This window comes from Cupriavidus sp. YR651 (assembly GCF_900101625.1).
GTDB lineage: Bacteria > Pseudomonadota > Gammaproteobacteria > Burkholderiales > Burkholderiaceae > Cupriavidus.
Map to the genome: position 1 here is coordinate 382,483 of NZ_FMYZ01000003.1, position 23,379 is coordinate 405,861.

Annotated in this window: 20 protein-coding genes; 10 read left to right on the top strand and 10 right to left on the bottom strand. The window is 68.2% G+C overall.

The window, feature by feature from the left end; genetic code table 11:
• Window positions 1–179 precede the first annotated feature (179 nt).
• Window positions 180–1,706, bottom strand: a complete 1,527-nt coding sequence (locus BLR29_RS11440; RefSeq protein ID WP_092137082.1) for an amidase — start codon at window positions 1,704–1,706, stop codon at window positions 180–182.
• 18 nt (window positions 1,707–1,724) lie between these two features.
• Window positions 1,725–2,732: a Bug family tripartite tricarboxylate transporter substrate binding protein gene (locus tag BLR29_RS11445; RefSeq protein WP_092137083.1), complete on the bottom strand. Its 1,008-nt coding sequence runs from the start codon at window positions 2,730–2,732 to the stop codon at window positions 1,725–1,727.
• Between the two features lie 217 nt (window positions 2,733–2,949).
• Here BLR29_RS11445 and BLR29_RS11450 point away from each other — a divergent pair, with 217 nt between their 5' ends.
• From BLR29_RS11450 to BLR29_RS11465, 4 genes are all read left to right on the top strand, one after another.
• The gene (locus BLR29_RS11450) at window positions 2,950–3,873 is read left to right on the top strand and encodes a LysR family transcriptional regulator (protein ID WP_092137084.1); all 924 of its coding nucleotides are present in this window, start codon (window positions 2,950–2,952) and stop codon (window positions 3,871–3,873) included.
• 130 nt (window positions 3,874–4,003) lie between these two features.
• The gene (locus BLR29_RS11455; RefSeq protein ID WP_092137085.1) at window positions 4,004–5,275 is read left to right on the top strand and encodes an NAD(P)/FAD-dependent oxidoreductase; all 1,272 of its coding nucleotides are present in this window, start codon (window positions 4,004–4,006) and stop codon (window positions 5,273–5,275) included.
• A 250-nt stretch (window positions 5,276–5,525) separates the two neighbouring features.
• A complete protein-coding gene (locus tag BLR29_RS11460; protein ID WP_255371188.1) occupies window positions 5,526–6,437 on the top strand; it encodes a sensor histidine kinase in 912 nt (303 codons plus the stop codon).
• The gene (locus BLR29_RS11465) at window positions 6,434–7,195 is read left to right on the top strand and encodes a LytR/AlgR family response regulator transcription factor (RefSeq protein ID WP_092137086.1); all 762 of its coding nucleotides are present in this window, start codon (window positions 6,434–6,436) and stop codon (window positions 7,193–7,195) included. The genes BLR29_RS11460 and BLR29_RS11465 overlap by 4 nt, the downstream gene beginning before the upstream one ends.
• Window positions 7,196–7,209: 14 nt before the next feature.
• Here the strand turns inward: BLR29_RS11465 and BLR29_RS11470 are convergent, their stop codons facing one another.
• The 8 genes from BLR29_RS11470 to BLR29_RS11505 form a co-directional block, all read right to left on the bottom strand.
• A complete protein-coding gene (locus tag BLR29_RS11470; protein ID WP_092137087.1) occupies window positions 7,210–7,545 on the bottom strand; it encodes a 2TM domain-containing protein in 336 nt (111 codons plus the stop codon).
• A 195-nt stretch (window positions 7,546–7,740) separates the two neighbouring features.
• A complete protein-coding gene (locus BLR29_RS11475) occupies window positions 7,741–9,990 on the bottom strand; it encodes a molybdopterin-dependent oxidoreductase (protein ID WP_092137088.1) in 2,250 nt (749 codons plus the stop codon).
• A 3-nt stretch (window positions 9,991–9,993) separates the two neighbouring features.
• The gene (locus BLR29_RS11480; protein ID WP_092137089.1) at window positions 9,994–10,983 is read right to left on the bottom strand and encodes a Bug family tripartite tricarboxylate transporter substrate binding protein; all 990 of its coding nucleotides are present in this window, start codon (window positions 10,981–10,983) and stop codon (window positions 9,994–9,996) included.
• A 46-nt stretch (window positions 10,984–11,029) separates the two neighbouring features.
• A complete protein-coding gene (locus BLR29_RS11485) occupies window positions 11,030–12,046 on the bottom strand; it encodes a M14 family metallopeptidase (protein WP_092137090.1) in 1,017 nt (338 codons plus the stop codon).
• Window positions 12,030–13,244 (bottom strand): cystathionine beta-lyase, encoded by a 1,215-nt coding sequence (gene metC, locus BLR29_RS11490; RefSeq protein WP_092137091.1) that lies wholly within the window; start codon window positions 13,242–13,244, stop codon window positions 12,030–12,032. Before metC ends, BLR29_RS11485 begins: the two co-directional genes overlap by 17 nt.
• A gap of 279 nt (window positions 13,245–13,523) precedes the next feature.
• Window positions 13,524–14,522: a Bug family tripartite tricarboxylate transporter substrate binding protein gene (locus BLR29_RS11495; protein WP_092137092.1), complete on the bottom strand. Its 999-nt coding sequence runs from the start codon at window positions 14,520–14,522 to the stop codon at window positions 13,524–13,526.
• A gap of 54 nt (window positions 14,523–14,576) precedes the next feature.
• A complete protein-coding gene (locus tag BLR29_RS11500; RefSeq protein WP_092137093.1) occupies window positions 14,577–16,190 on the bottom strand; it encodes a rhodanese-like domain-containing protein in 1,614 nt (537 codons plus the stop codon).
• Between the two features lie 101 nt (window positions 16,191–16,291).
• Window positions 16,292–16,879 carry a cysteine dioxygenase family protein gene (locus BLR29_RS11505; RefSeq protein ID WP_092137094.1) on the bottom strand — a complete coding sequence of 196 codons (588 nt, stop codon included), beginning with the start codon at window positions 16,877–16,879 and terminating at the stop codon, window positions 16,292–16,294.
• Between the two features lie 125 nt (window positions 16,880–17,004).
• On the opposite strand from BLR29_RS11505, the gene BLR29_RS11510 reads away from it, so the two are divergent.
• The 6 genes from BLR29_RS11510 (at window position 17,005) to surE (ending at window position 23,375) form a co-directional block, all read left to right on the top strand.
• The gene (locus tag BLR29_RS11510; protein WP_092137095.1) at window positions 17,005–17,871 is read left to right on the top strand and encodes a LysR substrate-binding domain-containing protein; all 867 of its coding nucleotides are present in this window, start codon (window positions 17,005–17,007) and stop codon (window positions 17,869–17,871) included.
• A gap of 242 nt (window positions 17,872–18,113) precedes the next feature.
• Window positions 18,114–19,133, top strand: a complete 1,020-nt coding sequence (locus BLR29_RS11515; protein WP_092137096.1) for a cytochrome-c peroxidase — start codon at window positions 18,114–18,116, stop codon at window positions 19,131–19,133.
• 138 nt (window positions 19,134–19,271) lie between these two features.
• Window positions 19,272–20,696, top strand: coding sequence for an amidase (locus tag BLR29_RS11520; protein ID WP_092137097.1), 1,425 nt, complete (start codon window positions 19,272–19,274; stop codon window positions 20,694–20,696).
• A 133-nt stretch (window positions 20,697–20,829) separates the two neighbouring features.
• Window positions 20,830–21,747, top strand: a complete 918-nt coding sequence (locus BLR29_RS11525) for a Bug family tripartite tricarboxylate transporter substrate binding protein (protein ID WP_255371216.1) — start codon at window positions 20,830–20,832, stop codon at window positions 21,745–21,747.
• A 257-nt stretch (window positions 21,748–22,004) separates the two neighbouring features.
• Window positions 22,005–22,406, top strand: coding sequence for a hypothetical protein (locus BLR29_RS11530; protein WP_092137099.1), 402 nt, complete (start codon window positions 22,005–22,007; stop codon window positions 22,404–22,406).
• A gap of 189 nt (window positions 22,407–22,595) precedes the next feature.
• Window positions 22,596–23,375, top strand: coding sequence for a 5'/3'-nucleotidase SurE (gene surE, locus BLR29_RS11535; RefSeq protein ID WP_092137100.1), 780 nt, complete (start codon window positions 22,596–22,598; stop codon window positions 23,373–23,375).
• Window positions 23,376–23,379: the final 4 nt, after the last annotated feature.

Consider the following 23,379-nt stretch of genomic DNA (forward strand, 5'->3'; position numbering starts at 1 on the left):
CGGTTCTGGCTAGGGCGGAGCAGGGGTTTAGGATCGCACGCGATCCGCCTGCGCAGCGGCATGCGCCTACCGGCGCATGCGCGCCCTGCAAGGGCGCGGCCGCAGACACCATACAAGTGGTACGGCAAGCGAATGTGGCTAACCCCGCAACGACGCCAGAATCATTTTTATAGTGCCTCTCAAACCGCTGACACCGCCTGCGATGCGGCGCCTGTGCCGTCAATGCCCGGTGGCGCCGTGACGATCGAGCGCAACGCGGGTTCGGCGGGGCGCAATGCGGCCAGATCCGGCACCGGGCGCCGCAGCGCGGGCGACGCCGCGAACGCGCGTTCCATCGCATGGGCCACGCCGAGCGTTTCCCGGTCGGCACGGAATCGTCCTGTGACCTGCAGGCCGAACGGCATGCCCGCATGGTCCGTGCCGCAAGGCAGGGAGATGGACGGATGCGTGGTCAGCGTGACGACATACGTGAGCGCCAGCCAGCGGTAGTAGTTCTCCTGCTGCTCGCCGTTGATGGTCTCCGCATACAGGTTCGTCCACGGGAACGGCGATATCGGCGTGGTCGGTGACAGGATCACGTCGTAGTCGCGGTAAGCCTGCTGGAATCGCTGCAGGATGCGGGTCTGCTCGGCCTGTGCCCAGGCACTGTCCACCAGCGACATCTTCGCGCCCATCTCGTAGTTGGCGCGCGTATTGGGCCCCAGGCTCGCCGGATCGCGCTGATAGGCGTCCTGCAGCCCGGCGACGAAGCTCTCGGCGCGCAGCACATCGAAGCAGCGGTGCACGTCGCCCAGCTCCACATCGATCTCGTCGCAGCGACGGAACATGGACTTCATGGCGGCGATCTTTGCGCGGAAGACGCGGCGGATGTCGTCATCCACGGCGCAGCTGCCGAAATCCTCGGTCCAGGCAACGCGCAGCGTCGACAGGTCGACCGGCGCGGGGACGAGGAATGCGGCCGGATCGCTCTCGAAGCTCAGAGGGTCGGATACGGACATGCCGGCGGACGCGGCCAGCTGCAGGCAGGCATCGGCCACCGTGCGGCCCATCGGGCCGACCACGGAGATCGGCGTCCATCCCAGCAGCTTGCGCGAGCTGGGGACCAGCCCCGGTGAAGGCCGGAAGCCCACCACGCCGCATTTCGCGGCGGGGATGCGCAGCGATCCGCCCGTATCGGAACCCGTGCAGACCGGCAGGAAATCCGCGGCCAGCGCTGCGGCGGACCCGCCCGAAGAGCCGCCCGCATTGAGGTTGGGGTTGAACGGATTGCCGGTGGCGCCCCACACCGTGTTGCGGGAATTGGCGCCGGCGCCCATCTCGGGCACGTTGGTCTTGGCAGCGACGATGGCGCCGGCGGCCCGCAGGCGCGCGACCAGCACGTTGTCCTCGGCGGGTACGTTGTTGCGATAGAGCGGAGACCCGTACGTGGTCAGCAGGCCCGCCGTGGCCTCCAGGTCCTTGACCCCCAGCGGCAGCCCGTGCAGCAGGCCAAGCGGTTCGCCGCGCATGACGGCGCGCTCGGCCGCGCGGGCTTCCTCGCGCGCCCGGTCGAAACAGGTGGCGGTGATGGCGTTGATCGTCGGGTTATAGGCTTCGATGCGGGCGATGCAGGCTTCCAGCAGCGCCACGGGCGAGATTTCCTTGCTGCCAATCAGGCGCCGCAGTTCCACGGCGGAGGTCTGGGTCAGGCTGTCTTGCAAAGGCATGAAACGGTGTCTCCTGGATCAGTCCAGCTTGATGTTGGCGTTGCGCGCGATGGCGCGCATCTGCGGCGCTTCCTTCGCGATGGTGGCGGTTACCTGGGCGCCGTTGGCGAAGGCCGCATCGAAGCCCGCCTCGGCCAGCTTCTGGCGCATGGCCGGATCCGCGACGACCTCGGCCAGGGTCTTTTCCAGTTTGGCCTTCACCTCAGGCGGCAGCCCCTTGGGCGCGACGATTGCCAGCCAGGTGCCGGCGTCCATGCCCGGATAGCCGGACTCCGCCACGGTGGGCACGTCCGGCAGCAAGGCGGACCGTTTTGCCGTGGTGACGGCGATCGCCTTGATCTTGCCGGACTTCAACTGCGGGATGGCGGCCGTCACGGTGTCCACGCTGAATGGCACCTGTCCGCCGATAAGGTCGGTCATCGCCGGTGCGCTGCCCTTGTAAGGCACGTGCAGCAGCTTGGTGCCGGTCAGGGTTTGCAGCGCCTCGCCGGCGAAATGCGCGGTGGTGCCGGTGCCGAAGGACGCGTACGAATACTTGCCGGGTGCCGCCTTGGCCGCCGCCACGAATTCCTTGAGGTTGTTGACGGGTACGTCGCGGTTTGCCAGCAGGACCAGGCTGGTCGAGCCGATCTGGCCGATCGGCTCGAAGTTCTTCGCGGGGTCGTAAGGCAGATGCGGATAGACGGCGGGATTTACCGTGAACGTGGTGCCCGAGGTGGCCAGCAGCGTGTAGCCGTCCGGGGCCGCCTTGGCGACGAAACTCGCGCCGACGATGGTGCCGGCGCCGGGCCGGTTATCCACCACGACGGTCTGGCCGAGCCGCTCGCTCATCTTTTGCCCGACCAGGCGCCCGATCACATCGGTCGATCCGCCCGGCGGGAACGGAATCACCAGCTGGATCGGCTTGGTGGGATAGCCGCCCTGCGCGGCTGCCGGGGCACTTGCCCACCCGCATCCGATGGCGATGCAGCAGGCCAGGGTGGCAATCGGGGCGCGAAACGTGGCGCGGGGGGCTGGGACATGCATGAACGGGCTCCGGCAGTCGAGGGGTGCGACACGGTATCGACGGGTATCGGCGTGTCCTGATAACCATGCTATGCGCTGGGATGAATGCGTTGGGAGCAATCTTTCGAATATTGGATTGCCATATTGGCAATCGGCGGTAGACTTGGCCTGCATGACGCCGCCCCCCGCGCACATGCGCCCTGCGCTCACACACTTTCGCCCCGCCCCCGGAGTTCCCATGTCCTACCGCATCCTGCAGGAGACCGCCGTCCGCTACTTCCTGGAAGTCGTGCGCACCGGGTCCGTCAAAGACGCAGCGGTCAAGCTGAATGTGGCGCCGTCGGCGGTCAGCCGGCAGGTGGCCAGGCTGGAGGGGGAGCTCAACACCCTGCTGTTCGACCGGCGCGCACGCGGGCTGGTCCCCAATGCGGCAGGCGAGTTGCTGGCGGCCTACGCCAAGCGCACGCAGCAGGACATCGAGCGTGTGACGGGCGAAATCCAGGCGCTGCGCGGTCTGCGTGCCGGGCGGGTCCGCGTGGCCAGTGTGGCGGGGCTGGCACATGAGTTCCTGCCGTCGCTGGCGGCCGGATTCCGGGGCGCGCACGAAGGCATCCGCTTTGACCTGGACGTCTGCCCGCAAGGCGATATCGCGCGCCGCATCCGGGATGGGGAGGCGGATATCGGCGTGACGCTCGCCGGGTTGCCGGAGCCGAACATCGAGGTGGAGCTGCGCCATCCCGCGCCGGTGCTCGCCATCATGGCGCCGGACCACCCGCTGGCCGGGCAGCGCCAGATTTCGCTGTCGCAGGTCACGGCCTATCCGCTGGCGCTGGCGCCGGCGGACAGTTCGCTGCGGCAGTTGCTGGATACCAGCTGCAGCCGGCAGGGCCTGCGCTACCAGACCGTGTTTTCGAGCAACTACCTGGACTCGCTGGTTTCCTTCGCGGCGGCGGGCGCCGGAGTCATCACGTTTTACGGCGAGCTGTCGGTGCGCAGCCGGCTGCTGGCCGGGACAATCGCCGCCATACCGCTGCGCGACCGGGAGATGAACGAGCGCTATATCGAGATCCAGACGCTCGCCAAGCGCAACCTGCCCGAGGCGGCCCGCGCGTTCGTCGAGCAACTGACGCACGCCATCACCAGCGTCAGCCGCCGCGCATGAGCATGATTGCCGTATCCGCAATCGTTGGTTCGATTCATTGCACGCGATGCATGTTTCCCCCGCGCGCTGCCCACGGCAGAATCGAAGCGTTGCCGTCTGACTCGCCGCCATCCACTCTCCGACCGACCGTATGAGCCACCCATCCTCGTCCCATACCCAGCCTTCCGCCGATGTCATCGTCCTCGGGGCCGGCATCGTCGGCGTCAGCACCGCGCTGGCGTTGCAGCAGCGCGGCCATGCGGTGTGCCTGGTGGATCGGCAGGCACCCGGGTGCGAGACCTCGTACGGCAATGCCGGCATCATCCAGCGCGAAGCCGTGCAGCCCTATGCGTTCCCGCGCGCCTGGCAGGCGATCCTGCGCGTGGTGGCGCGGCAAGGCAACGATGTCCACTATCACCTGCGCGCGCTGCCGGCCCTGGCGCCGGCGCTGGCGCGCTACTGGCACGCGTCCGCGCCCGGGCGATATGCCGACACGGTGACCGCCTACAGCGCGCTGATCCGCCATTGCATTGCCGAGCACGAACGGCTGATCGTGATGGCCGGGGCGCAGGACCTCGTGCGCAAGACGGGCTGGCTGGAGGCGTACCGGGGCGGCGCGGCCTTCGAGCGCGCGGGGCGGGCCGCCACCGCGGTGGCCAGCGACCATGAACTCGACTGCGTGCTGCTCGACAGTGCGGGCCTGGCGGCCGCGGAGCCTGCGCTGCGCGGCGGGCTGGCCGGTGCGATCCACTGGCGCGACCCCTGGACGGTGACGCACCCGGGCGAGCTGGTGCGCCGCTATGCCGCGCTGTTCGAGCAGGCGGGCGGCACCCTCTGCCGTGGCGATGCCACCACGCTGCAGGCGTCGGGCGCCGGCTGGCGTGTGTCGACCGCTGACGGCCCCGTGGAGGCCGCGCAGGCCGTGATCGCGCTCGGGCCGTGGGCGCCGGCGCTGACCCGGCCGCTGGGCTACCGGCTGCCATTGTTCGTCAAGCGCGGCTACCACCGACACTATGCGGCCGAGGCGATGCCGACGATGCCGTTGCTCGATGCGGAGAACGGGGTTCTGCTGGCGCCCATGCAGCAGGGCCTGCGCCTGACCACGGGGGCCGAGTTCGCGCATCACGACGCGCCGCCGACGCCGGTCCAGTCCGTCCGCGCGGAACGGCTGGCAGGCGAACTCGTCCGCCTTGGGGCGCCGGTCGAACCCACGCCCTGGATGGGTGCGCGCCCCTGCGTGGCCGACATGCGGCCGGTGGTGGGGCGGGCGCCGCGCCATGCCAACCTGTGGTTCCACTTCGGCCACGGCCACCAGGGCCTCACGCTTGGCCCGGCGACGGCGCGGCTGCTGGGCGAGTTGTTCGACGGCGAGGCCCCTTACGTCGACCCGACGCCGTACGACCCGCGCCGCTTCGGAGGCTGAAAGGGCTGAGGGGGCAGAGAGCGCCGAGGGGCGGGGCGCATCCGCGGCGCCGGCATGCCACTGGCGCCGGGCGGCTGTCGATCCGGCGCAGGGTCGCCCCCGCGCGCGGGGCCCGGTGGTAATCTCGCAGCGTCTCCAGCCCCGATCGCGCCCCGTGCCCCGCTTCCGTTCCTCCTCCAGTTCCTCTTATTCGCAGGACTCGCAGGATTCACACGATTCGCGGGACGCCCGGCATCCCCCGGACGCCCGCTTGTGGCGGACCGCCGCCGACCAGCGCGCCTACGACGATGCGCGCCGCCGCGTGCGCGCGCTGCGTGGTTTTTACATGCACGCCATGCTCTATGTGGCGGTCAATGCCATCCTGATCACCATCAACCTGCTGACGTCGCCGCACCGCCCGTGGTCCAGCGCGCCGCTGGCCGGCTGGGGCGTGGGGCTGGCCGCCCACGGCATCCTGGTCTGGAGCCGCGTCGGCCTGCTCGGGCGCCGCTGGGAGGAGCGCAAGATCGCCGAGTACATGGCCCGCGACCAGGTGCGTACGCTGTCCACGGAAAAGCAGCTCGTGGAAGCGCAGATGCGCCTGCTGCAGGCCCAGATCGAACCGCACTTCCTGTTCAACACGCTGGCCAACGTGGTCAGCCTGATCGAGCCGGCGCCGCGCAAGGCCACGCTGATGCTGGAGCACTTCATCGCCTACCTGCGCGCCACGCTGGCAGCCAGCCGCGCCACGCAGGGCACCGTCGCGCAGGAGGCCACGCTGCTGCGCGACTACCTGGCGCTGATCGAGATCCGCATGGGCGACCGGCTCCGCTACACCATCGAGGTCGATCCGACGCTGAACGATGCCCCGCTGGCGCCGATGCTGCTGCAGCCGGTGGTGGAAAACGCCATCAAGCACGGGCTGGAGCCGAAGGTCGAAGGCGGCCGGCTGATGGTGAAGCTGGAGCATCGCGGCCCGCGCATGCTGGTCACGATCGAAGACGACGGCATGGGCTTCCGGCCCACGGCCGGTGCCGGGGTGGGGCTGTCCAACCTGCGTGACCGGCTGGCCGTGCTGTACGACGGCGATGCCCATGTGCGGATCGAGGAGAGATCGCCAGGCACCGCCGTGCTGATCGAAATTCCCCTGCCACGTTCATTCCGCCCCGGAGCCCCGGCATGACGCCCACCGCCCTGATCGCCGACGACGAAGAACATCTGCGCGCGCACTTGCGGACCAAGCTGGCGCGCCTGTGGCCCGAGCTGCGGATCGTCGCCGAGGCCACGAATGGCCTGGAAGCCGCCGAAGCCATCGCCCGGCTGGCACCCGACGTCGCGTTCCTCGACATCAAGATGCCCGGCCTGTCCGGACTGGAAGTGGCGCAGGGCATCGAGGCCGATACCCGCGTGGTGTTCGTCACGGCCTATGACCAGTACGCGCTGGATGCCTTCGAACGCGAGGCGGTGGACTATCTGGTCAAGCCCGTGAACGACGAGCGGCTCGCCCGGTCGGTGGAGCGGCTGCGCAAGGCCATGCAGGAATCGGCACCGCCGCCGGAGCTGGCACGCCTGTTGAGCCAGCTGACGCGCGGCCAGGCCAGGCCGGAGGGCGCGACGCCGCTGCGCTGGGTGCGCGCAAGCCGTGGCAATACCACGAGCCATGTGCCGATCCAGGACGTGCTGTATTTCCAGAGCGACGACAAGTACGTGGTGGTCCATTCCCGCGACGGCGAGCATCTGATCCGCACGCCGCTGGCGGAGCTGGTGGACGGGCTGGACCCGGAGATCTTCTGGCAGGTCCACCGCTCGACCATCGTCAACATGGAATACGTGGCGGGCACGCGGCGCGACGACACCGGCCGCCTGTTCGTGCGGCTGCGGGACAGCGAGACCGAACTGCCAGTGTCGCGCGCGTACGTACATCGATTCCGCCAGATGTAGCCAGAAACGGCCTCTTACTGGCGGTTCATGAATTCCTGGATTTTCCTCGATTCCCAGTCGCGTCCCCAGCGGGACAGCCTGGCCCAGACCAGCAGGCCGTGCACGCCGAGTATGAGCCCCCAGAGAAGCGTCGTGTGCATCGGCCACGGCCAGCCTTCGATCATGCGGTGGGACCAGGCTGGCGCGGGCAGGTAGAAATACCGGAACCACAGCCAGCCGTTGACCACCGCGTAGATCAGCAGATGGATGTACCAGCGCCGCAGCGCACGCATCATGCGGCGCGCGCGCCAGTAGGCCATGGCGTTGTCGTCGGTGGGCGGGACGGGGGGATGCATCGATTCCCAGGGCATGGATGACCTCATCTGTCGGCAATCTCGTTGGCGTAGTGTCTGCGGCCGGGATGGCGCATTGGTGTGAGGTATACGCCCCAACGGACGCCCATGCCAGGGGCATGGGCCGAATCGACAGATCGGCATCGCCAGCGACGGACAGCCGGCGCGAATGACGGTCAGCCAGTGACGGTCAGTTGGCGGCCGCCTCCGGCGTCATGGCTCGCGTGACACCTCGACGAGGCAGCTCATGGCATTGGGGCCCTGCGTCAGGTCCGACGTGCCGATATCGAGCGTCAGCGTGTTGGCCGCGCCCGCGCGGTCGACGCCGTCGGCATCGGGGTCGTACCACGCGCCGGTGGCCATGACCGCCACGCCGCGCGCGATGCCATCGCTGATGGCCAGTCCGGCCGCAAGGGCCCCCCGGCCGTTATGGACGCGCACCCGCATGCCGGCGTGCAGGCCACGCGCGGCCGCGTCGGCCGGATGGAGCGTAATCCGCTCGGTGCCGGCGACCTTGCCGGCTTGCGCCAGCGGGGCGGGGTCGAGCTGGCTGTGCAGCCGGTCGGCAGGCTGCACCGAGACCAGGTGCAGCGGATGGCGTGCGGCTTCTGCCGCGCCGAGCCATTCGACGGGCGGCCGCCAGTGCGGATGCGTGCCGCAGTCCTCGGACAGCGCGCCCAGCGTGGGACTTGCCAGTTCGATGCGGCCGCTCGGCGTGCGCAGCGGATGTGCCACCGGATCGGCACGAAAATCGTCGAACAGCACGAAGTCCTCGTCGGGCGGCGGCAGCGCCACGTGGCCCGCGCGCCAGAACGCGTCGAACGATGGCAATTCGATGCCGGCTTGCGCCTGCGCATCGCGGCAGCGCGCGTAGATCGCGGCGATCCATGCGCGTTCGTCGCGGCCTTCGGTGAACGTCGCTTCATCGCCCAGCCGCGCGGCCAGCGCGGTGAAGATCTCGAAGTCACTGCGTGCCTGATGCAGTGGCGCAATCGCCTGATGCATGGCCAGGATAAAGCGGTCGCGCGAGGAACCGCCGATGTCGTTGCGTTCCAGCGCGGTCGTCACGGGCAGCACGATATCCGCGTGGCGGGCGGTGGCGGTCCAGCAGATGTCCTGCACGATCACGGTTTGCGGCCGCGCCCAGGCCTCGCGCAGACGCGACAGCTGCTGGTGATGGTGGAACGGATTGCCGCCGGCCCAGTGCACTAGTTTCACATCGGGATAGTGGCGCGTCTCGCCTCGGAAGCGATAGGGCGTGCCGGGGTTCAGCAGCATGTCCGCGATGCGGGCCGCCGGGATATCGAGCCCGGCCGGATTGCGCCCCACCGGCATCTCCGGCCCCGGCGTGGCGACGCGCGGGTTGCCGACGCCGTTCATGGAGCCGTGGCCGAAGCCGAATCCTCCACCAGGCAGGCCGATCTGGCCGAGCATGGCCGCCAGCGCAATGGCCATCCAGTACGGCTGTTCGCCCCGGTGCGCACGCTGCACGGCGAAGCTGCAGGTGATGTAGCTGCGCTTGCCGGCCAGCAGCGCGGCAAGCTGCTCGATGCGCGCCGCCGGAATGCCGGTGATTTCCGCCGCCCACGCGGGCGTCTTCGGCGTGCCGTCGACGGTGCCGAGCAGGTACGCCTCGAGCGCCGGCCAGCCGCTGCAGTGCGAGGCGAGGAATGCCGCGTCGTGCGCGTTGGCGCGACGCAATGTGTAGCCCAGCGCCAGCATCAGCGCGACGTCGGTGTTCGGCCGGATCGGCTCCCACTGCGCGTTCAGGAAGGCGGGGCAGTCGTCGCGTGTCGGACTGATATTGATGACCGTCGCACCGCTGGCCGCCAGCTGGCGCAGCCAGCCTTCCTGCGTGTGTTCCGCCGCGCCGCCGGACGACACCTGGCCGTTCTTGAGCGCCAGGCCACCAAAGGCGAGGAACACCTCGGTATGGGCGATCAGGCTCGGCCACGCGGTGACGCGGCCGGTCAGCGGCCGGTCGGTGCCGATCACATGCGGCAGCAGGAACTGGGCAGTGCCCCAGCTGTAGTTGCCGACCTGATCGACGCAGCCGCCCGCGCCGAAATGGAAGCGCCGGATGAGCGATCGCGCGTGGTGCAGGCGTCCCGCGGAAGACCAGCCGTAGGAGCCGCCGAAGATGCCCGCGGGGCCGTGGGCATCGCGCACGCGCCGGATTTCGCCGGCCACGAGGTCGAGCGCCATGTCCCACGAGACCTCGACGAAATCGTCGCGGCCTCGCGCGTGCCCGTCGGCAGCCTCGCGCTTGTCCAGCCACCCCCGGCGCACCATCGGCGCGCGGATGCGCATCGGCGAATACACCGTCGGCACGATGGCATCGAGCAGCGGCGAGGGATTGGGATCGGCGGCGAACGGTTCGCACCGGACCAGCCGGCCGTCTTCCACGACGGCGGTGAAGGCGCCCCAGTGCGCCAACTGCGGAAAACGGCGGACGGTCGTCACGGTTCAGTCGCCCTGGATGCCGGCCTTGCGGATCAGGTCGCCCCACCGGGCGCGTTCTGTCGCCATCAATTTGGCGAACTGCGTGGGGGTGTCCGAGGTGGCATCCATGCCCGATTGCGCCAGGCGCTGGCGGATCTCGGGTTCCGCCATGACTTTGACCAGCGCCTTGTTGAGTTGCGCGATGACGTCGGCGGGCGTGCCGGCCGGCGCGACCAGGCCGTACCAGTTGGTGACGTCGTAACCCGGCACGCCGGCTTCCGCCACAGTCGGCACGTCCGGGAACTGCGCCGAGCGCGTGGCCGTGGTCACGGCCAGCACGCGCAGCTTGCCGGAAGCGATCAGCGGTTTGGCCGACGGATCGGAGAACGTGACCGGCACGATGCCGGCCATCACGTCCGTCAACGCCGGCGTGGTGCCCTTGTAAGGCACATGCTGCATCTGCAGGCCGGTCATCATCTTGAACTGCTCGGCGGCGATCTGGCCGATGGTGCCGTTGCCGCCGGAGGCGTAGGCAAACTTGCCGCCCGCGCTGCGAACCGCGGCCAGCATGCCAGGCAGGTCCTTGTACGGTGCGTTGGCGCCCGTCACCAGCACGTTCGGCATCGTCACCAGCACGCTGACCGGCGCGAAGTCCTTCTGCGGGTCATACGGCAGCTTGCGCAGATTGGGCCAGATCGTGAACGACCCCGGCGTGGCCACGTAGAGCGTGTAGCCGTCCGGTGCGGACTTGGCCACCATGTCCGTGGCAATCAGGCCGCCCGCGCCGGGACGGTTGTCGATGATGACGTTGGTCTTGAGTTGCTCCGACAGCGCCGGGGCAATCGCGCGTGCCAGCGCATCGGCGCCGCCGCCCGCCGGAAAGCCGACGACGACGCGGATCGGCTTCGTCGGATCGGGCCATGCCGCGTGCGCCGGGGCTGCAAGGCACAGCGCCAGCGAGGTGGTCAACAGGAATCGGGAGAGCAAGGGGCGCAGGGGGCGCGGGGCAGACATGGCGGGAACTCCGGCAGACAGCATTGGTAAATACGGGTTTGATCGTTCAATCCACGCTGACGGTGTCCCACTCCCACGCCACGAACGCCAGGCGTTCGCCGGTATGGACGACGGGGTCGCTGCGCAAGCCGATCAGCACGCCATCACGCGCTAGCGGCGCGATGGGCGTGAGCGATGCATCGAGCCTGAGCGTGTCGCCGATGGATGCGCCCGCGCGGACCAGATCGCCGGCGCGCGTGGCGGGCACGAACAGGCCGCCTTCGTCGGCGGTGATCCAGCCGCGCCGCGTGACGCGGCGCAGCGTTCGCGCGGCGGGCCGGACGGGGTCGCCGTCGAGAATCCCCATCTGCACGGCCAGGCCATGAAAGCCGGTCTCGGCCACGGCGATGTTGTCCGGCTCGTAGCGGCTGCCGCTGCCCAGCTCCAGCATGAAGGCGCAGATGCCGGATGCCAGGCACTGGTAGTCGAGCGCGCCTGAGATGTTGCCGGGCAGCTCGCCCTTGCCGCCCACGTCCTGCTGGCAGGCCACATGGGGGTGGAAGGGCGCCATGGCTGCCATTACCTCGGCTTCCGTCACGCGGCTGCCGGGATGCACCTTGTAGACCGTGTACGGGCGAGCGTCGAACAGCGGGTTCATCGTGTGCAGGTTGATCAGCACATCGGCCACGCCGCGAATCTCGGTCATCAGCGCGTGGGCCAGCCGCTCCGACACCAGCCCGCCGGCATTGCCGGGATAGGTCTGGTCGAGATCCAGTTCGTCATAGGGATTGCGCTTGCGGCGCGCATCCAGCGCGTGGGGGTTGCCGGTCGGCGTGACCACCACATTGCCCTGCATGGTCTCCGGATTCAGGCCGCGCGCGAAGCGCAGCGCGGCCACCATGCCGTTGATCTCGTCGCCATGCACCTGTCCGTGGAGCCACAGCGTGCGGCCCGGCCGCGCACCGCGCACCGCGACATAGGGCAGCGTCACCGCCATGCCGGAGGCCATCGACCCCACCGGCAACTGCCCGCTCGTGCGGGCCGGGCCCTCGTTCCTGCTCAGCCAGTCACCGATGATGGGCATGATCCTGCTCCGGTTGTATCGAGGCGATGTTGTCGATGGCGGCGAATGCCTGCTCCAGGTCGGCCAGCAGGTCGGCAACGCCTTCCAGTCCGATATGGAGCCGGATGACCTGACCGTGGGCGGACCAGTCGGTGACGCTGCGCGCGCGGCGCATGTCGGCCAGCACGGCCAGGCTTTCGAAGCCACCCCACGAGGCGCCGATGCCAAACAGCCGGAGGCTGTCGACAAAGCGTTCGGCGGCAACCGGTGCCTGCGCGCGCAGCGTGAACGACAGCAGGCCATTGGTGCCGTGGCAATCGCGCCGCCAGAGCGCGTGATGGGGATCGTCGGGCAACGCGGGGCAGAACACGTGCGCCACTTCCGGGCGTTCGCGCAGCCAGGTGGCGACGGCCATGGCGCCCTCCTGATGCTGCGCGAGGCGTGCGCCCAGCGACCGGATGCCGCGCTGGACGAGGTAGGCATCGTCCGGGCTCACCGTCATGCCGAAGGCGTCGGCCACCGTGGCAAGCTCCTGCCACGCGGCCTCCGTGGTGCACACCGTGCCCATCATCACGTCCGAATGGCCGCCGAGGTACTTGGTGGCGGCCATCAGCGAAATGTCCGCGCCCAGTTCGAGCGGGCGATACAGCAGGCCCGATCCCCACGTGTTATCCGCCGCCACCAGCGCACCATGCGCGTGCGCCAGTGCCGCAAGCGCGGGGAGGTCGCACATCTCGTAGACCAGGGACCCCGGCGCTTCCACATAGACGAGGCGCGTCTCGGGGCGCAGGCGCGCGGCGAGGTCCGAGCCATCGGCCGCGTAGAAGTCCGCGGTGATGCCGTGCTGACGCAGGAAGCCGTTGGCCAGGTTGCGCACCGGCTCATACACGCAATCGGGCAGCAGCACATGCTGGCCGGGGCGCACGTAGGCAAGAATCGTCATCGCCGCCGCGGACAGGCCCGAAGGAAACAGCCGCGTGCGGTAGCCCCCCTCCAGCATCGTCACCATGTCTTCCAGTGCGAAGTTGGTGGGGTTGCCGCGCGCGCCATAGGTGAACAGGCGCTCGTTGTCGCGGCGGGCGCGCATCTCGCGTTGTTGTGCGACGGATTCGAACAGGACGGTGCTGGCACGCACCACCGGCGGGTTGACCGGCTGGCCGCCGGGCACGCTGGCGGTGCGGCCGGCGTGCGCCAGCCGGGTGGGGAGCGAATGGGTCATATCTGGCCTGTTGGGGGCGGGGTGATCGTCGCGAGGGTCGTCGCAAGGATCGTGCCGTACTTATTCGGTGTTGGAGGCGCTATCAAAATAAAGCGCCAGCGGTTCTGGCTAGGGCGAAGCAGGGGTTTCGGATCGCACGCGATCCGCCTGCGTAGCGGCATGCGCCTGCCGGCGCATGCGCGCCCTGCAAGGGCGCGGCCGCAGACACCATACAAGTGGTACGGCAAGCGAATGTGGCAAAACCCGGCAACGACGCCAGAATCATTTTGATAGTGCGTCCTAGTCGACGTGCGCGCCTGAGAGCTTCACGATCTGGGACCAGCGCGTGATGTCCTGCTTCAGCTGCGCGGCGAAGGCATCGGGGCTGCTGGCCACCACATCGCTGCCGCCCTCATTGATCAGCTTCACCACGTCGGGCATCTGCAGCACCTGCACCATCGCACGGTTCAGCAGGGCCACGCGCTCCGGCGCGGTGCCGGCCGGCACGAAGAAGCCATACCAGTCCTCGAAGCGCGCATTACGGTAGCCGAGTTCTTCCAGCGTGGGCACCTTGCTGAATACCCCTAGCCGGCGCGGGCTCGTGACCGCCAGCGCACGCATGCGGCCGGACTGGATGAAGCCCGCCACCGAGGACGTCGACGTGATCAGCACATCCACCTGCCCGCCGAGCAGGTCGTTGATGGCCGGCCCCGCGCCCTTGTACGGCACGTGCTGGAGCGAGACGCTGCTGTCCTTGTCCAGCACGACACCCACCAGATGCGACAGCGTGCCGTTGCCCGGTGTGGCGTAGGTGATCTTCTGCGGCTGCGCCTTGGCCTGCGTCGCCAGGTCGGCAAAGGTCTTCAACGGCGATTCGGCCGAGACCACGATGGCCAGCGGCGCGGCGTTGATCTGCGTGACCGGCACGAACTGCTTGACGGGATCGAAGCCCGGGGCGCGATACAGCGTCGGGTTGACCGCCATCACCGAGACCTGCGACGTCAGCACTGTGTAGCCATCGGCCTTGGCCTCCGCCACGAAGCGCGTGCCGATATTGCCGCCGGCGCCGCCGCGGTTGTCCGTCACCGCGCTCTGGCCCAGCACCTGCGACAGGCGCGTTGCCACGATCCGTGTGACGGCATCGTTGCCGCCGCCGGCCGGAAACGGCGACACGATGCGCAGCGGTTGCGACGGAAATCCGCCGACCGGTGCCAGCGGTTGTTGTGCGACGGCGGCGGGGACCGCGCCGAGCGCGGCAAGGGAAAGCACTGCGGCCAGATACTGCGACATGCGTGACATGGGGGCGACCTCGTTCTTGTGTGGGGGCAGAGTCAGTCAGTGGGGAAAAGCATTTCAGGCGGCGGACGGGAAGTGGAAGGTCGCCAGCTCCTGGGCGTCGAGCTGGTCGATCAGGTTGGTTTCCCAGGCCAGGTACTGCCGTGCCGCCGCCTTGTTGCCGTCGTGGCGGTCGTGCACGAAGAACAGGAAATCGATGCAACGCGCGTCGGCCAGCGTGTCGGCGCCTTCGGCCACGGCGTGGCCTTCGGCTTGCCACGCCGCCAGCCCGCCGTGCAGGCGGCGCACGTCGCGGAAGCCGAGCGCGCGCAGGTCCGCGACGGCAAGGTCGGCCGGATCGTCGGCATCGCTGTCGCTGACCAGCACGAGCGTGGTGTCGTGCGGCACGCCTGCCAGGTCGCGCGCCAGTTGCGGGCGGATCGACCAGCGGCTGCCGGCGATATGGCCCGCGCGGAACGCCATGCTGCCGCGCAGGTCGAGCGCCAGCATCGACCGGTCCCGGAGGCCGGCGGCCAGTTCCGCCGTGGTCACGGTGGCAGGGGCGGTGACTTCGGGATTGGGGCCTTGCACTGCGGTCACGCCCGCGGAGAGGCCCGCCTGCAGCCCGCCTTCGAGCACCACGGCGTCGTGGCCCATCTGCCGCAGCCAGCTGGCGACCACGGGGGCGCGCACGCCGTCGGCGTCGAACAGCACGATCCGTGCGCGGCGAACGCCCACATACTGGTCCGTGGCCTGCATCAGTTGCCCGCCTGGCGCATGTTGCGCGCCGGGCAGGGTCTGCGCGGCATGCTCTTCCGCGGTCCGGACGTCGCACAGGAACGTGGTGCGGGTGCGGTCGGCCAGCCATGCGGCGGCTTGCGCCGGGGCGATGTGCGGCACCTTGAAACGCTGGATCAGCGTCCGCGCGGCGTCGCGTGCGGCATCGAGTCCGCGCGGCGAAGCGTTGTCCGGGTAGCGTGCGGTGCCGCCGTGCTCGAGCCGGAAGTCGTTCAGGTACCAGCCCTGTGTGCCGTTTTCCAGCGCGTAGACGGGATTGGTCACGCCGAAATTGATCAGCGACTGCGCGCCGATGATGCTGCGCGTGCGGCCCGCGCAGTTGATCACGACGGGCGTGTGGGCATCCGGCACCAGGTCGCGCAAGCGGTAGGCCAGTTCGCCGTTCGGGCAGCAGATCGCGCCCGGGATGTTCATCTTGCGGAATTCGCTCGCGGGCCGGCCATCCAGCACGATCGGTGCGCGCGGGCTGGCCTGCATCGCGGCCAGCTCGCCTGCGGAGATGCGCGGCGTGTTGTAGTGATGTTCGGCCAGTTCGCCAAACGTCTTCGATGGCACGTTGACGCCGGCAAACAGCGTGTAGCCGGCGGCCTGCCATGCGGGCATGCCGCCGTCGAGCACGAACAGCCGCACGTAGCCCATGCGGGCCAGCGCGGCCGCGGCGGCCTGCGCCACGCCGTCGCCGTCGTCGGCCAGCACGATGCGTGCGTCGGTGCGCGGTGCCAGGCGGCCGGCATCGAGTTCCAGCCTGCTGAACGGCAGCGGCACGGCGTAGAACGGATGGCCTTCGCCGTACTGGCCATGCTCGCGGACGTCGAACAGTGCGATTTCGTCGGCATCGTGCAGCCAGCCTTTGAGCGTGACGGCGTCGACGGCGGTGAAGGAAGGGATCGTCATGGAAATTCCGGGCAAAAGGGGGCCGTCCTCCCCACGCGGGGAGGCAAGCGGTATCGACTTGTCAGGGGAGGGCGGCGCGGGCCGCCCGGTTCAGGCGAGGATCAGCGTCGCGTCTGCACGCCCACGCTCATGACCTGGCAACGCCCGGTCTCCAGGTCGAAGGTCAGGCGATCGGTCAGCGTTTCCAGCGACCGGCCGTACATATGGAGGTGGCGGATGACGTCTTCGCCACGGATTTCCACGGCATGGATGTCGTCGGGCAGCAGCGCGATGCCGCTGCGCGGCCCCACTTCCACGGTCTTCACATGGGCCAGCGTGCCCACGCCGGGCTGGCTGCCATCGTCGGTGCGCGCGTAGACGTCGTTGAATTCGATCCCGCTCACGCCCGCGACGCAGGCCCAGGTGGTGTGGTTGTGCGGCGGAATGCGCTTGCCGGGGCGCATGACGTTCAGATACAGCGCGTAGGTCTGGTCGGCGTCCTCGGCAATCAGGTAGCGGGCCTGGCGCTCGCCGGGCTCCGGCGGCGGGTAATCCGCCGCGTTCCACAGGTCGGCATGGGCCGCCAGGTCTTCCACGCGGGTCAGGACTTCGGCCAGGGCGTCACGCGTGACCCCCTCTTTGGCTACGATTTCCCTAATGGATTCGATGGCGTCTCCTACGGCGGCCTGGCGTTGCTTTGCGATGGACATGGTGCGGGTGATCCTTGCAATCTCTGTTTTTGAGGGGTAGAACGATGCTTCTGGTTTCACTTTAATGAACACCTGCCCTGAAAACCACTTAATGCCTGACGAAATCTCATTAGCAGATCTAATGAATGCGTAACCTCGACCTGGACCTCCTCCGCACCCTGGTGGCCATTGCGGATCACGATACCTTCGGCGCGGCCGCCGATACCGTGCAGCGCACCCAGTCGGCGGTCACGCAGCAGATGCAGCGGCTGGAAGAGCAGCTCGGACTGACCCTGTTCGAGCGCCACGGCCGTGGCAAGCAGCTCACCCGGCACGGCAAGAAGCTCGTCGAATACGCGCGGCAGCTGCTGACGCTCAACGACGAAGCACTGCGCGTGCTGCGCGAAGGCGACCTGACCGGATCGGTGCGGATTGGCGCGCCGCATGATGTGGCGGACACCATCCTGCCCGTGCTGCTGTCGCATATCGCGCGGACGTCGCCGGCACTGCGGCTGGAGATCCACGTGGGGCGCAGCCCGTTCCTGATGGAGTCCCTGCGGCGCGGCGAGATCGACCTGACGGTCTCCACGCGCGAGGACACTTCGCTGGAAGGCATCGTGCTGCGCACCACGCCGACAATCTGGGTCTGCTCGGCGGATTTTGTCTATGAGCGCGGCACTCCGGTGCCACTGATCCTGGCTGACGAGCCGAGCCTGTTCCGCAAGCTGTCGCTGGAAGCGCTGACGCAGGCCGGCGTGCCGTGGCGCATCGCCTATCTGGCCCCGAGCCTGATCGGCATCAAGGCGGCGCTGCGCGGCGGGCTGGGCATCACGGCACGCAGCATCGACCTGCTGGCCGCCGACATGCGCATCCTGGGCGAGAACGATGGCCTGCCCCGGTTGCCGGACGTGACGTACTACCTCTGGGCTCGGCCCAATGCGGTCAATCCGGTTGCGCGACATGTCTTCTCGATGCTCAAAACTGCCCTGCAGCGCGGGCTGGTCAGTGCCTGAGCCAGCCGCGAAACGTCAGACGAAGGCCACATCGTAGGCGGCCATGTGCCGCGTGCAAACGAATAAATCCGCGCATGCATATGTGTCGATTACCTTCTGGCAACTTTGCCCGCAAGGCCGGTTGACACCCATCAACGCTCCGGTTCTGTCATGGGAATCCAATTGGTGTTTGTGCTGTCCCGCGAAGCGGGACAGGCCCACAAGCAACACACAAATTCCCAATCGAAAAGAACGGAGTCCTCATGAAACCGCGATATCCCGCTGCCCTGCGTCGGGGCGTACTGTGTCTGGCGCTCGGCTGGCTGGCCGGAGCCGCCCAGGCCGCGCCAACCACGCCGGCCGAGCCGGTCCAGCCCATTTCCCCTGCCAAGGTCACGCACCCGGAGCGGGTGGCGCTGGGCCAGAAACTGTGGTTCGATCCCCGGCTGTCGCGGTCGGGATTCATCTCCTGCAACTCCTGCCACAACCTGAGCATGGGTGGGTCGGACAACCTCAAGTCCTCGATCGGCGACAAATGGCAGCGCGGTGGCATCAACTCCCCGACGGTGCTCAACTCCAGCCTGAACCTGGCGCAGTTCTGGGATGGCCGCGCCAAGGACCTGCAGGAACAGGCGGCCGGGCCGATTGCCAATCCCGCCGAGATGGCATTCACGCACGATCTGGCCGTGGACACGCTCAAGTCCATTCCTGAATATGTTTCCGAGTTCCGCAAGGTCTTCAAGTCCGACAAGCTGACGATTGCCGAGATCACGCTGGCCATCGCCGCGTTCGAGGAAACCCTGGTCACGCCGAACGCGCGCTTCGACAAATGGCTGAAGGGCGACAAGAAGGCGATCGATGCACAGGAGTTGCGCGGCTACCAGCTGTTCAAGAGCGCGGGCTGCGTGGCCTGCCACAATGGTCCCAACCTCGGCGGCAACTCGTTCCAGAAGATGGGTATCGTGGCGCCGTACAAGACGTCCAATCCGTCCGAGGGGCGCGTGGCGGTGACCGGCAAGGATGCTGACCGCTTCAGCTTCAAGGTGCCCACGCTGCGCAATGTCGCGCTGACCTACCCGTACTTCCACGATGGCGCGGCGGACACGCTCACCCAGGCCGTGGATACGATGGGCCGGCTGCAACTGGGCCGCAAGTTCACCAAGGAAGAGAACGCCGATATCGTGGCCTTCCTGAAGACCCTCACCGGCGACCAGCCGAGGATGACGCTGCCAATACTGCCGCCGTCGAGCGATACGACGCGCCGGCCGATGCCGTTCGAATAACGGCCCGGGGCACCGCCCGGTATCGTGATGCACGATGCCGGGCACAAAGTGCTCGTGTTGCGGCGCGGACGGGGCTAAGATTGCCCGACACGGGATACCCAAGCCCGGAAGCGACACACCCCGAGACAACCCCGCGTCATGCCCCACGAACTCTGTTTTCTTTCCGCCGCCGAGCTGCGCGCGCGGATCCAGCGCAAGACGCTGTCCCCAGTCGAACTTACCCAGGCGGTGCTTGACCGTGCCGCACGCCTCCAGCCCACGCTTAACTGTTTCATCACGCTGTGCGCCGACGAAGCCATGGATGCGGCCCGTCAGGCGGAGCGCGATGTGATGGCCGGCAAGCCGCTCGGCTTGCTGCACGGCATTCCGTTTACCGTCAAGGACATCGTCAACACGGCGGGCGTGCGCACGACGTTCGGCGCCGCGCCCATGCGCGACAACGTGCCCGAGCAGGATGCCGTCGCCGTGGCGCGCCTGCGTGCGCAGGGTGCGATCCTGATCGGCAAGACCACCACGCCCGAGTTCGGATCGAAGTGCCTGACCGATTCGCCGCTGTTTGGCCAGACCCGCAACGCGTGGCATGCCGAACGGACCAGCGGGGGATCCAGCGGCGGCGCGGCTGTGGCGGTGGCCAGCGGCATCGCGCCGCTCGCGGTGGCCACAGACGGGGGCGGCTCCACGCGCATCCCTGCGGCGTGCAACGGCGTGGTCGGCATCAAGCAGAGCAACGGCGTGATTCCGCACAGCCAGGCGCAGGACCTGTTCGGCAACCAGACGTACGTCACGCCCACCACGCGTACCGTGGCCGATACCGGCCTGATGATGCAGGCGATGGCTGGCGAGCACCCCTGCGATCCGTGGTCGGTCGGCGTGCCGGTGCCGGACTACATCGATGCCGCGCGCGCCGAAGGCGACCTGCGCGGCAAGCGCATCCTCTATTGTCTGGCGCCGCCGGAGCGCAGCGTGTCGGGCGATGTCGCGCGAGCCTTCGAGGCAAGCCTTGGCAAGCTGGCCGCGCTCGGTGCGGAGCTGGTGCCGTTCGACGGCGAGGGCTTCAACGTGGAAGCCATGTGGCGGGCGATCAACCATACGGTATGGCGCTCGCGTTTTGTCGACATCGTGGCGAAGCATGGCGACGCGCTCAGCGCGACCTTCGTCCGGCAGATCCAGTCCGCCGCGGAAGTCAGCGGCGTGCAGTACCAGCAGGCGATGTTCGATCGCTCGCGGCTGTTCCTGCGTGTGCAGGGCTTGCTGGCGCAGGGCGACCTGCTCGCCATGCCGACGCTGACGCGCACCGCATTGCCGATCGATCAGGACCTGTTCGGCACCATCGACATCGACGGCGAGGCCTGCGAGAACGTGCGGGGATCGTGGTTCCCGTGGACGATGCCGTTCAACATGACCGGACATCCCGCCATCAGTCTGCCGTGCGGCTTTGGCGAGGATGGGCTGCCGATTGGCCTGCAACTGGTCGGCCGCTTCCGAGGCGATGCCGATCTGCTGCGTGCCGCCGCGCTGTTCGAATCCGCGTATCCGTTCACCGATCGCTGGCCTGCGCTCTGAACTGGCTTTCCGCCCCGGCTTTGCTGTATCGCCTTTCATTTCTTCACCAGGAATCGCCCCCATGACCGACGTTTCCCGCTTTTCCCGCCGGCAACTGCTGCGCGCCGCCTGCCTGCTCGCCAGCCTTGCCGCCATGCCGGCGATGGCCGCCGATGACAACCCGATGCACATCATCGTGGGCTATGCGCCCGGCGGGGCTGCAGACAGCCTGGCGCGGCTCTACGCCGAACAGTTGCGGCAGGACGGCCACGGTACCGTGATCGTGGAGAACCGGCCCGGGGCGTCGGCGCGGCTGGCGCTGGACTACGTGAAGCGGTCGAAGCCCGATGGCAAGACGATATTCATCGGCCCGTCGCCGCTGTTTACGATTTTTCCGCTGACGTACAAGAAGCTGGGCTATGACGCGGACAAGGACCTCGTGCCCGCCGCAGTGCTGACCGATGTGCCGACCGTGGTCGCGGCCGGCGTGCAGCAACCGTACAAGACCATGAAGGACTACCTGGCGTGGGCGAAGCAGAATCCCGACAAGGCCAGCCTGGGTCTGGCGACCATCGGCAGCGCGGGGCACCTCGGGACGGTGGCATTGGGCAAGGCGACCGGGATCGCGATTACGCCGGCGGCCTATCGCGGGGCCTCGCCGATGCTGGTGGATGTGATCAGCGGCAACGTATCGATTGGCTGGGACGCGGTGGCCAGCATGATGCCGCTCTACAAGGGCGGCAAGCTGCAGTTCCTGGGCGTCAGCGGCACGCGCCGCGCCAAGGCACTGCCCGAGGTGCCGACCATGAAGGAGCAGGGCATCAGCCAGTATGAATACGCGACGAGCTGGTACGGCGCGTTCGTGCCGGCGGGCACGCCGCCGGACGTGCTGGCGCAGGTCGAGAAGATGTTCATTGCCGCGTCCGGCAATGCGGCCACGGCGGCCAAGCTGGAAGCGCTGGGACTCGAGGTGGTCGGCAAGCCGGGGCAGGACGCGCGCCGCCGCATCCAGGTGGAACGCGCGGCGTGGAAGCCGATTGTCGAGTCGACGGGGTTTGTCGCCGAAGACTGAGCACCGGGGCTTCAACGCAGTCACGCACGAACGCAGTCACGCGAGCGCTCTAACGCAGTCGCGCTGTAAGGCAATTGAAAGATCCGCGGCCCTGCTGGCGCCGCGGAATCCGCCGATGGGCCTGATAGGCATCGTCAAAGATGCCGATTGGATGCCGATTGCGGAACGGTGTGTTTCCGATTGCGTGCCTTGCAAAGGGTCGGTGCGCTCCTTATGTTTGAGCTTCCACTGTTCAGGTTCGATCAGGAGGTAATGCCATGAACACGTCGCTCGAAGCCATTCTCCCGCACCACCGTACCTCGGCTGACGATACTGTCACAGCCATCAACCATCAGGACATCGTCGTCGCCTTCTCGGCGCTGCTGTCATCGCAGCGCGTGGCCGTGCTGCATATGCTCTATCCGCGCACCGACGCGCGCACGCACCGCAGCCTCGATCATCTGGTCAGCGCACTGCATGGGCACGGCCTGCATCAGGTGGCCACGCTGGTCGGGCAAGAGGCGCATTACCTCGTCTTCCAGGACCCCACCGAAGCCTGGCGCGCATTGCACGAGATCCGCCACGACTCGCTGGCCATCGGCGTGCACCTGTACTACAAGGGACTTTCCGGCGATGCGGCCGAGGCGTCGCTCGACGCGGACGCACACCGGGTGCATTGACTCGGGTGACCTGAGCACGCAACTGAGCGTGCGCGGCCGGCGTCCACGTCCGGCGCACACGATTGGTGTCCGCCACCGTCGATCGACGTTCTTGCCGCTGATTGGGCTACAGTAAGGGCCGCTCCGCGCGCCTCCGGGCCGCGCGGGTTTCCGGTTGTCTTAGACACCGTGCAACCAAAGGCCTTATTCATGTCCGAACCTATTGTCGACCGCGTGCTCCTGACCAACGATGACGGCATCGACGCGCCGGGGCTCGCCGTGCTGGAGCGCGTGGCCGCCACGCTGGCACGCGAAGTCTGGGTGGTCGCCCCCGAGCATGACCAGAGCGGCACGTCACATTCGATCAGCCTTCACGCGCCGCTACGCATCTCCGAGCGCGGCGCGCGCCGGTTCGGTATCACCGGCACGCCCGGCGATTGCGTGGTGATGGCCGCACGGCACCTGATGCGCGACACGCCGCCGGACCTGGTGCTGTCTGGCATCAACCGGGGCGGCAACCTCGGCCTTGAGACGGTGTTTTCGGGGACTGTCGGGGCGGCGATGACGGGGATGCTGCTCGGCATCCGCTCGATCGCGCTGAGCCAGGTGTTCACCGACCGCAACGCGGTGAAATGGGATACCGCACGTGCGCTGGCGCCCGGCGTGATCCGCAAGCTGCTATCCGCGGGATGGAGCGATGGCGCCTGTCTGAATGTCAATTTTCCGGATGTGGCGGCGGATGCCGCCGGACCGCTGACCGTGACCCGGCAGGGCGTGGGGCTGGTGAAGGCCATCGACGTGCGCCCGCATGTGGACCCGCGCGGCATCGCCTATCACTGGCTCCAGTTTTCGCGGGGCGAGCGTCCCGATGTGGATGACGCCGAGGCCATGGTGGTGGCGCGCGGCGGCATCTCGGTGACGCCGTTGCGGTTCGAGCGGACCGACGACGAGGCGGCCGCCGGGCTGGCGGCGGCGCTGGGGCGCGCGTGAACCG